Origin of the sequence: Fibrobacter sp. (assembly GCA_024399065.1) — a bacterium.
Classification (GTDB): Bacteria; Fibrobacterota; Fibrobacteria; order Fibrobacterales; family Fibrobacteraceae; genus Fibrobacter.
The window spans coordinates 152,545-164,362 of the sequence record JAKSIB010000005.1 but is presented as its reverse complement, the minus strand read 5'-3'; the positions used below and the strand labels follow the sequence as shown (position 1 = coordinate 164,362).

The following is an 11,818-nucleotide window of genomic DNA, read 5'->3' as shown; positions in this document are numbered from 1 at the left end:
TCATAAGACCATCAAAACTCAATCATCAGAATAGTACCAGTATTCTAATTATACACATAGTTTATATACTATCTCTCGGGTTTTTATCATCAAAATACATTAAAATGGTACATTATTGTATAAAATATTGTTTACTGCTGATTACCCCTGATTTATGTCCTAAAATACGCAGTTGGACGCATCGCACATATCATAATCGATACCAGCAATTTCATCAGCAACCGCATCATCGGCGCTCATGTTCGCCGACACGACAGGCACATACGCCGACACGGCAATTCCCGGTGCAACGTTCGTATATACCTTCGAATCCATATTGGCCTCGACAGTCAACCGAACATCATCAAAAACGACGTTAATCGGCTTAAAACGGCGAATTTGTTCCTTCAACGCATTAATGTCGTTCTCACCCATTAAAATATTGTTGAAATTGCTGTTCAGTATGATATCAAGTGAAACATGAGGCGTCGGAACCCACGTTCCAGTAGATGTGCCGGCCTCGATATCCGCCTTGACACGCTCGTCGACCTCATCTTTACTCAGTAATTCCTTGTATGGTGCCGCCGTATTAGTCCACATGGTAACGAGGTCACCAACAATGCCGAATGTTGCCATCAGCATATTCACACCCGGCATGGTACCGCCTAGTGCGTAGTACTGAGGTAAATGGGCAATAGTCTCACGCAAAGCGGCTTCACGTTCAGCGGTTGTACGATATACATTACTTTCATTGATATCGTCAGCAACCGCAGTGATGTCATACCCCATATATCGTGCCAAATATTCGATCAGTTTGAAATCAATGACACTGGCATCCTTCAAATACGCTAAACGTTCAATCTTTTCGATCAGAGGATAATCCATGTCAGGTACCCCCTTAAAATCTTCATCCATATCATTACGTGGTGCAACAGTACCATAGTCATACTTCGATGAATACTGGAGGTCAATATCCTGTGTAGTATCAATATTGTCTACGTGCAGACGTTCGAAATGGAAATTTCGGGTCAATCCGGCATCAGAATAGAAATATATCCGTTCATTGGCCTTATTCCCAAAGACTTCGACATCGTTAAACAAACGATACTTATATTCACTTTCAGTACCAGCCGCATCATATTCGTTAAATGCCGGATTATGATATTGTTCAACAGATAGTTCATCAATCTTAATCACACGTTTCTTACGAAGCGGGACCCACGCCTTATCAAGCACAACACGCCATGCGGCAATTTCATCTACGCAGACCTGTCCTAAAGTGATAACAACATCGCCATGCTTGAATGAATAATCATCGTTCAAGCTATTGACATGAACCTTATACTCACCTCTCAGACTAGACAAATTGTCATTTGTATTGCTCTCGCCATCAGAATCAACACCCATTATGATACCACGATATACGGTCGATATAGTAGGAACAACCCCCGGATCCATTGACGTCACCATAAAGGTAGTATTATCTATAACTTCAGAGACCATCGTCTGTGTCAAATTTGTCATACTTGAATTTGCTGCGGACACCTGATATGCGGCCATCCCAGTCTTATCAAGTATTACATAATCACCAACGGCGAATTTATGGTCATATTTAGTCTTGACCGTATTGCCGTCCACAGCCATGATTTTATTGCTGGTAACATACGTTGCACAATTACTAATCTTATCCCAATCATAAGCGCTAATCGTATACTTATACCATTCGCCAATAACTAGATTGATTCTACGATTTACAACAGGTACCGCATCCGGCCATGACGTATTGTCTGGCATCGGGTTTTGAATTTTGATAACAAATGAACTAGGACCAAGCACTTCCATTACCGTATGCCATCCTGAATACACGCTAGGATATACATTGGTTATACACACTCGGCTCTTACCTTCAATATACTTTGCGTTACTCTTACTAAAATATGGTATAGCCTTCGCAACAGTAACTAGAGCACGATCATCGCCTATATACTTAATGCTGCGAACAATATATTCGGCACTAGACGCAATAGACCCATTAGTATTATCGATGTCAATTAAATTTTGACGGGCAAAAATCGTTACCGGCGTCACAATCTGGTGCCGATCCAACGGTTCCCACTGACCAGAACAAACCTTATAAAACAGGTAATCGTCACGCACAACATTAGCAACAATATCGCCTTCATGGATACGTTTAGCGATTCTAGCCTTCCGGTCATCAACGATGTATTCATCATAAGTCGGAATTCCCTGAATAGGTCCTTCAATCAAAATATATCTATCATCATCAACGCCGGTTTCAGTGTCCTCAAGTACGGTGTATACACCATTGATATCGATTTCACTATCGCCGTCAATCAAAGGTATATCCAATAGTTCGATTTCATCGCCGGGCATAACTTTCTTATCGCCGTTTTCAATGGTCAGACGTATGTGCATAACATCATCACCGATTGACAATTTGATGCCCCTAACACGATATTGATAATCACGAATATAATACGCACTGGCTTCACTCTTATCACCATAGCTGAACCCAATGTCATTATAATCCGATACAACAGTATAAGAAATACTATCTGGTGTTGGTACATCGATCACAACATCATGCTGATTGAATATAGCCATCAAATCATCATTACCTGCCCTGACTCCATCGACAGAAATCCTTGCGCCAGCAGGCAATCCATGCGCACTAGAACTAATATTAACCGTCCAAGTACCATCATAATTATTCGTTGCGCTTAAATTATTGTCGATATCAATAACATACCGGCTTTCCGTACCACTAGGCATAATGACATAATCAAGCAAGGCATCGCAATAAGTGAGCAAATCATGTTCAACAATATTTCGGTCAGACATGTCACTATAGAATTCTGCAAACCCAGAACGTGAACGATTTACTGTACCGATATTCTCGCCATAATTTACATACTGGCGTTGTTCCCATCCATATCTAAGTCTTGTATCGTTTTGCTTTCCAATGTATAGCGGCAATATAGTTAATGCCATGTCGCCATTATAATTAGGGCGGCCGCCATAGTCAAGCGTAGTATATTGACCGTAGAACGGCATAAATGCATTTTCGACAGTCTTGTAGCCAACCGAGTAATGAGCATAGTTATCCAGCGTAAACCCATACATGTTAGCCGGATTATCCCCATTCGAAAGAGTCACCTGCTTTGTCGCAACATAGATATTCTTACCGTCAGATACATATTCGCCCTTTGAATACGTACGATACTCCACGGGATTGACATCACATACCATGTGTAGAAGAACCGGTGGTGCATTCTGTATAAAATGCATCATGTACTTCTGGACGAATACGTCACCAATAGCAAATTTAACAGCGGCGCTAGTTACTGATTCAGCATGATTTATGTAATAAAATTCTTTGGCCTTAACCGAATTATCAACAGTAACCTTGCCGAGAGCATAGTCAGCGCCTGCCGATAAATCGCTCGAAACAAAGACAATCTGTTTATTTACATTATCGACAGAATCAATTTGCAACAATCTAGGTTCCTCGGTATCATCATTCACCCGAGTTGCTAAAACATAATCACCTGACTGGTATTCAACCGACCAATCGCCATTCCCAACCAGTTTATCCGACTCATCAATGCGAATAAATCCGGCGGTAACCTTGTATATGTTGATCGGATCACTCCAGCCCTGTGTATCTTTGTCCAAAGTGATCTTGTACAACGTCGATGACAACGGATTTGATTTAGATTTTGCGCATCCATCCCATAACGTATTTTTACAATATAATGTTTGGTTACCAATGTCAGCATCAATCTTAAAAGACATCAAACTTGTGCGAGCCGGAACATAATTAGCATAAAGCAACTCGTTCTCTTCGACACTAGCGCCATACAAAGACACTTTAAGGTCATTTTCTATCTGAGTACCAGACGGCATGAGATACTGTTTATCCCATCGAATCATCTTCTTTTTATGCGCATAGTCTAGGACACCCTTATTATAAAACAATGGGATCGTAGACAATACAAGTCCAGCCCCGCCGGCTGCGGATAGTGTGTCAACGTCCGTTCCGTCAATTGCAACCAACGATATATAGCGCTTACCCCTATCCAATCGAGAATTCACTTCCGACGCACCATACATTTTAAACACACCCAGAATTTCTGATGTCTCAACATTAGATATGTAGTATGTCGAATCATTGTACATGCCCGGATATCCTTCTGTGTACACATTTAGCATACCAGCGCCACCAAGTTCAATCTTCGAAATGCGGTAACGTTCAACTTCATGACTCTGAGTTATGTCTGCGGACAACACCCTAGATCCATCACTGGTCAATGAATATAAATTTGCCGTACTACTGTCACGGAAATAGAATATTCCCGTAGGGTATCCACCTTTCCAGTTAAATTCATCTGTTCCAAAGAATTTCACATACGTATGATAAGTACTGGCGCCTGCACTTGACGTATTGTAATAGTCAACCAAAATATCATCCGGGGCATTTCCAGAACTGTCTACGTCATAAGCAACAGTGGCGAGTGCATTTACGTCCTTGACATTCAAAACATGCATAGTAAAGAAGATTTCATAATAAGTCATATTATCAACAACTTTGCCGAAACGTTTACTAACTTTACTTACATCGGATACATCAAATTGGATCATGCGATTAGGAGTATTACGGGTTCCTGTAAACGGGTCCTGCGATGTATTCATGGGATCTAATATCAAAGAATCCGTACTGCCATCATAATAGTATGCAGCAGTCTTTACCGGAGTCATTGCTCGATATACGACATACACAACTGACCCATCAATACAATTAGGATCAACTCCACGAGATATAGCATTCGGTATACTGTCCTTGATCTTATCAACATCGTCAACTTCGATACGGACGGCATATTCAGCACCCTTGTTACCCAACACAGCATTGCTTTTTATATTATTACGAGGGGCCGACATCAATATCACGCTTTCATTTCGGTCCTCGGCCAATTCGAACATTTCCTGCAGTTTTTCCATTGCACGGGTAACCGCATTAACATTCGTCGCCGAGCACACTCGCATGAATTCGAATTCTTCAGTCGTCTCGATATTTCGGTACGCATTGTTAATGTAATCTGACATAACCTGCATCAGGGTTACGACATCAGGTTCGGTCTTCAGAAATTCAGGAAGGTAACCGACAAAATCATTGAATCGGAACTGTCCTTTGTCATTGTATACTATCGGATTCATAGTTCTAAATTACTCCGTAAGCAGTGAAGATTCAAGAGAAACGGTCAAATCAATCTTATCGGTCGGGATTGTAATCTGAACGATTTCGTTATCATTCGAATACTGTGTAATATTGCCATTTTCATCTATCAAATGAAGCGTCACATAATAGCTTAGTACATTACGCACCAGTTTAATATATTCCATGCCATACTTCAAATAATCATACAAGGCAGTGCCATTGATTTCAGACATAGATTTGATCACAGCCGAATCCTTGAACGTCAATGCAGTTGATCCCATATCCCAGCACTTCATATTTTCCATCAAACGATAAAGATATTTTGCGCTTTCACTATCGCCTGAATCACGAGCAGACTGGACAGCGTCATATATCGGCGTGTACACCTGCTGCATAACCTGTTCCCAAATATAAGCAACATACCTATCAATATCCCTATCGGTAATTTTATCCATATTCGGCTCAATCTTGAATTTAAAATATTCAGCGAGTCTAGTACGCATAGGGGACTGTTCGGCAACCATAAATTGCGTCTTGAGGGTATACTGCTTCAATGAATCATCAACGGTATACTGCAATGTATATGCGAATCCATCACTCGAAATTGCACCCGGGACAATATATTCATACGTAGTATCCCCGAGCCAATCAAGCGTAGACATATCTAGCTTTGTATAGCCATCGTCCATTGGACTAAATGTCACGTCAACACCAGCGACCTCAGTGAATTTATGAATGATAGATTCGATTTTAGAACGATAGATAGCAGTCGAGAATTCTGTGTTGTCACTCAAATACTTATAGACGGCATTCTTGATACGTTCCTTAATATCAGTAAAGTTATTACCCTTATAAAGGGTTACGTCCATGTGAGTTTCCATATTGTGAACCGACGGATACACATAACTATGGAACCCACCACCAACAGTCAGCATTCCTCGCTGATTCAATGCAGCCATAATAGAATATAGTTCAGAGCCCTCAACCACAAAATCCATTGGCGACAAATTAGCAGAGAATACCTTGTAATTGAATGGGTATGTTGGAATAAACGCCTTCAGGTAATTCTTCACAAATTCGGTGATTTCCTCTGACGTTTTGAACGGATTTGTCGGGCTCGGGGCACGGCCAGATGGCAGTGTGTCATTCAAATTTTTAACAATACGAGCCAGCATGTTTTCAGTCGACGTATTAACATTGTAATCTTCGACATCCTGATAGTCATACTCCCACGTATACATCAACCCATTAACCTTAAACCCACTCAAGAAATATTCGTCAGCCGTAGTAGGATAATAGGTATTGTCCTTTTCTCGGTAAAGGCTCTTCAAGGCGCTGAAACGCACCTGATTCATATACTTAACGTCAATTCCACCATTCAACAACTTTGTGTTCAAAATATCCTCGCCAAATGCCGTTGCATATTTCACATCAGCATAACGGCGAAGGAAAATCTTGTAACTCATACGGTTAACCAATCGATCCAAGCTATTAAACAATGCAGGCGCATTGGCCTTGATCGAGTCTCTGGATTCAATATCCAACCCACTGCGAATATCAGTAGTCAACGCAATGTTCAAGTCATCCAGAGTAATATCGCTTTCTGTACCATCACCCTGAGTAATCGTCACACGGCTACTTGTTGTCTCAAGGGTATTACCTGCCACATTGAGCAAATTACCCCCTTCGCCAGTAGTCGCAAAATACTTGACATTGATCACGCCATACGGGATTGCAGATTTGAGTCCGTCACCAAACTTCAGCTGAACATTGCCATCATTAGCAGTGCTTAGTTCAACAGTGTAGTTAACAGTATAGTTGTCCTGACCTTGGATAAAATTATCAATATCGTTGATGATATTTTCCTTAGCAGGATCTATCAACCCACGGCGAGAAATACGCCAATACAACTTATCATCAATTACCACGTCAGGATCAATGTTATCCATCAAAGTAGCATCAGACGAAACCGTAGTAAATGCAGCCGAACGGTGGGCAACATTTCCATCGTCAGCATAGTTCGGGTCATTTTCACCAAAATAATCACTAAATGCCAGATCCGGGATAATGAATGTCTGGTTCTGATTTCCGTTGGATACAACAGAAACCGTCTTGAACTTACCCTCGGCAATAACCGCATTACCGCCAACATGGGTCATCAAACCCGTCTTATCAACATCAAGATCTCGATCATAGAAAAATTCCATGTCATCCATTGCAGTAAGGACGGTGCCAGACATAGTAAATTCGGTTCCCTTAGGGATACATACTCGAATGGTATTATATGCGCCTGTCCTCGTCGTCTGTACGCCGATGCCAGCCTTTGCTGGTACCGGTCGGCGAACACTATAGCCAAGCATACGGGCATTGGCATATACCGACGAAAGCGTAGTAGCCGATTCCATAAAGGCATTCTCGAACCCGGATTCCGCATAATACGCCATAAGGTCTGCATTACCTGCAAACAATTCAAGCATTATGCGTCCATACGAACTATCCGAGTAATCAGCTAGGCTACCGCCCTTAGCCTTCAAAATCGAAATAAGATGTTCACGGATACTGTCAAACGATATGTTGGTATACTTTCTTGAAACCGTATTTATAGCCATCAGACATTCCTCTATTAGTCATTCGGTAGTTTATAATATCTTAACCCAAGAACGCCGTCATAAACATTATAAACTATCATTAACACAAGCAGGATAATATATGCCATCATTCATTTTGCACTTATCGGGAAACTGCAGAGCCACATCGGTGGTTGTACCAAATTTCAGCATTTTGGCACATGTATCCCCTGCTTTATGGACCGATCGCTTGGGTGGATATGTTGAACGATCTGAAAAGATGCAGATTAACCACCCCGAATTCCAGCATACCACATCAATGGGTCATGTTTTTGACTACAGGCGCCATAACGCATTCAAAGACCAAAATAGGTACGATATCATGGCCAGAGCCAACGTCCTAAGACAAGGCACCTACTATAAATATTACACGACAACATTCGATGTTTCCAATAATCCTTTATTCAAGGAAGACTCAAATCGAATTGTAGATAGAGTTTTTGATCTGCCCGTACACATGGGTTTCAACCCGCAAAATGAACTTTATTCCCGTTTCGGTATACAGTTCACGACAAAGCAAGAAATCTACGTACACATGGGACTGTTCCTAGAGTCAAATTATGCAAGCCTCCGCAGAGCAGGTATCAAACCTTTATGCGACCCTAAAGAACATAACCCTATCTGGTACCAGCGTGGATATGAAGAATTCCGTTACTACGGTTATACTGCGTCCCAAATTTTCCCGAAGGCCGGCGATAAGATGAAACTTGAATTCAATAACGTTCTGTACAACGTGGATTCCGTTGTCGACGAATTGCCCGAATTCGAGTACAAATGGCGCAAGTATTGGTGGAAGCTGTATCTTGACACAGCTCTGGACAACGGAACCCAAGTCAGCGATGACGTCCTCAACGACGCCGACCAAGAAAACTTTATCAACAATCTTCTTGGTAGAAATTCGCTGGGCAACTCCGATACACCAACCGATCCGAATGCGTCGTCAAATCCGCTGGATTCCGGCTATATATTTGATGTCTCTAAGACAATTGATGAACTTAAAAAGGATGTACTATACAGGCCGCCTGAGGTCGACAAATGCGTACAGGATATTACTAACGATCCATCATACTACGCATGCGGTGACCTACTCGGACAATGGTAAAAAAAGCCCCCGTTAAGGGGGCTTTCGTTTATCTGTCAAAATGTTCACTAACTTCCATCATGTCATTACGCTGGATGGTCAAATAGTTATTTGTAGACATTCGGTTGCGTGTCTTCACACGAGTAATCGCATCATGAACCATTTCGGGTGTATAACGTTCCGCATGCCCGTTATAAATCACAATATCAGAGAAGATATTTGTAATATCAGCTGCGGTTACGTTTGCGTCAGCCGCTTCGGTCATTACAGCATCAAATTCATCCGACTTAAAATCAGTACGATTATCAGGATTCACAATCTGATCATTGTATTCAAACAAATATTTGATGACATCCTTGTTGGGATAGCCAACTTCAATCATTTCATCGATTCGGCCACTACGACGCATAATTGTCGAATTAACCTTTGATGGATCATTAATCGTTGCAATGAACACATACGATACATGATCATTCTTGGCAGCCATGTTCAACTTATCAAAGAAGCTCAGATACTTGACAACATTCGAATTCTTATCAGTCAAATTGGCATTATCCATATCATCGATGATTATAACGCAACGCTTAACGGCTTTCACATACGTCATGAATATATCAACACAATCAGGGTCATCGATTACGTTAAAATCAACCTTGAATGTGCACACATCATTGAAATGATTCGATATCTGCTGTGCACCAATGGTCTTGCCAGTACCCGGATGGCCAACGAGGGCAAACCCACGGGACAATGATTTCTTGAACATCACATCAATGGCACCAATAATATGCGGGATTCGATCCGATACATATTCAACCGGAACAGCTCGTGGACGTTCAAGCTCCACCAAGTCATATTCATCCGAATCAAATGTAAACATGCAACGCTGTGTATCTAAATACTTCGCAAAAAGCATGTTACTCAGTGAATGCCACACCTCTGACATATTTTCATACAAATGTTCAGTTTCATCGTTCTTTTTCTTGGCAACCCAAAGGTAGTCAACATTATTCGATGAAATCATAAATGCATTTGCATCAGCATCCTTCTCTCGCTTACCCATAGAATTCATTTCAATGGTCACATACACAACATCAGCATCGACCTTGAATACGACTACAGCATATGCATCGTCATTATCGATTGTCTTCATGAACGATTCCTTGACATATGCACGCAATGTAATCATCCTGCTACTAGACGAATCATCATCATTATCAATGCGTGGGTTCACAAAACGCTCAATACGTTCAATATTAGTTACAACCGGAGTTATAATATGAGTTTTTTGGTCGACGGTAGAGAACCATTCAATGGGTTTTTCATCGTGCATGAAGCGAATCAAGGCAAAAATACTCGAAATAGGAATAGATGTATTTCGACGACTGCAGTCACCATCCGAAAAAGAATCGATTCCTCGAACGTAATCCATAGAGAATAGGCGACTGCTAGGAATTGTCTGTACAGCATGTACATAGATAGAATCGGTCTGATTCCAACGCAAACTAATATGCTTATCAAACGAGTCGCCTATCGAATATACAGCCAAGCAGTTCTGAACAAACCCACTAATACGAGACAGCACTTTGTTATTACTATGCTGAGCAAATAAATTCAAGATTGAACACGTAAGCATCCCAGTTCGTCCAATATCAACACCATCCCCAAAATTAGCAATAATATGTTTAATCATTGCCAAACGGCGACCCTTACCAATCATGGATGATGAAAGCAAGATACTTGGCATCATATCGATCAGACGATCAATCTGCTTTATCATATCAGCAAATGTGCTGCCGTCATTGGAGTCAGAATCGCCAAGTCTTCCTAGTCCAGTCAATATCGATCCGATAACAGAGACCTTTTTTTCTTTTTTCTTACTCATACAGACACCAATTACACCTTACTATTGACTTCTTTATCTAAACCTATGCCATCTTCCAGAATAGCAAACTTTTTGCGAACACGGCGCATACATTTAATAAGCATACAAATAGCAATAATGCCGTACACACCATATTCAATCAACCCTAAATTGAACGTTTTAGCATTCTTTTTACTTTTATTACTCATATCAAAAACCCTGTAGCAATGTACAGGGTAATTATATAAAATAAATATTTCGATGTCAAATTTACGACAAATCGGTCATCATGAACGGTTGGGCAGACTGGTCCTGCAGCAACTTGAACAGAGTTTCCCAGTCCTTAGCGCCACGATCATAGATACCCTGACCATTAACCTTTGATCCACCCGGAAGGGTAATATCGTCCTTGGACAAAATTTCGCCGAGCTGCATCTTAGTACGTGCAACAACCATATCTCGGAACAATGGATTTGCAAATACTTCATACTTTTTCGACTTCACGTAAACGGTAGCGATAGCGACTCTATCCGACTTCGGGGTTGGATAAACACGCAAAGTATGTTCAACAGGATGCAACTTGATGTTATACTGGGTCCCGACCAGTTTTTTAACATCCTGAAGATATCGCATTGCGCCAGAATAGGTAATCAGATCAAACTGTCCCAACCCGCCTAAGCCGGCTCCGCCAACACCCATCAAAGACTCACCCGGGCCAACATCCCAAGCCATCATCGGTGAAAACGTATTACCGTAAGATGGCGAAATATCCACAACTTCCATAATCTCATCAGGTACACGATATTGAATTATACCTGCACGCAACCTAATAACCATGGCGTCCATATACGATGCCTCGTCCTGATTGATTCGATAAAACCAGTCAAGCGTATCGTTAATAGCCATGTGAATATGCCCGAGACCATTTCGTTCCTCGCACACCATTTCGATTTCAGTGCAAGGATATCCTAATCTGGACTTACAGTATTCAACCATGTCATCAGTTGTAATTATCTTCATCGGTTACC

6 protein-coding genes are annotated in these 11,818 nt (G+C 41.3%); 1 reads left to right on the top strand and 5 read right to left on the bottom strand.

Features of this window, described 5'->3' with window-relative positions; genetic code table 11:
* Positions 1-159: 159 nt before the first annotated feature.
* The gene (locus MJZ25_04185) at positions 160-5,217 is read right to left on the bottom strand and encodes a hypothetical protein (protein ID MCQ2123364.1); all 5,058 of its coding nucleotides are present in this window, start codon (positions 5,215-5,217) and stop codon (positions 160-162) included.
* 9 nt (positions 5,218-5,226) lie between these two features.
* On the bottom strand, positions 5,227-7,827 hold the full coding sequence (locus tag MJZ25_04180) for a hypothetical protein (GenBank protein MCQ2123363.1): 2,601 nt from the start codon (positions 7,825-7,827) through the stop codon (positions 5,227-5,229).
* Positions 7,828-7,999: 172 nt separating this feature from the next.
* Between MJZ25_04180 and MJZ25_04175 the strand changes: the two genes are divergently transcribed.
* Positions 8,000-8,947, top strand: a complete 948-nt coding sequence (locus MJZ25_04175) for a hypothetical protein (GenBank protein ID MCQ2123362.1) — start codon at positions 8,000-8,002, stop codon at positions 8,945-8,947.
* Positions 8,948-8,975: 28 nt separating this feature from the next.
* Here MJZ25_04175 and MJZ25_04170 read toward each other — a convergent pair whose 3' ends face one another.
* The 3 genes from MJZ25_04170 to MJZ25_04160 form a co-directional block, all read right to left on the bottom strand.
* Positions 8,976-10,358: an ATP-binding protein gene (locus MJZ25_04170; protein ID MCQ2123361.1), complete on the bottom strand. Its 1,383-nt coding sequence runs from the start codon at positions 10,356-10,358 to the stop codon at positions 8,976-8,978.
* A 464-nt stretch (positions 10,359-10,822) separates the two neighbouring features.
* Complete coding sequence (locus MJZ25_04165; GenBank protein MCQ2123360.1) at positions 10,823-10,999, bottom strand: hypothetical protein; 177 nt, start codon at positions 10,997-10,999, stop codon at positions 10,823-10,825.
* Between the two features lie 61 nt (positions 11,000-11,060).
* Positions 11,061-11,810, bottom strand: coding sequence for a hypothetical protein (locus MJZ25_04160; GenBank protein ID MCQ2123359.1), 750 nt, complete (start codon positions 11,808-11,810; stop codon positions 11,061-11,063).
* Positions 11,811-11,818: the final 8 nt, after the last annotated feature.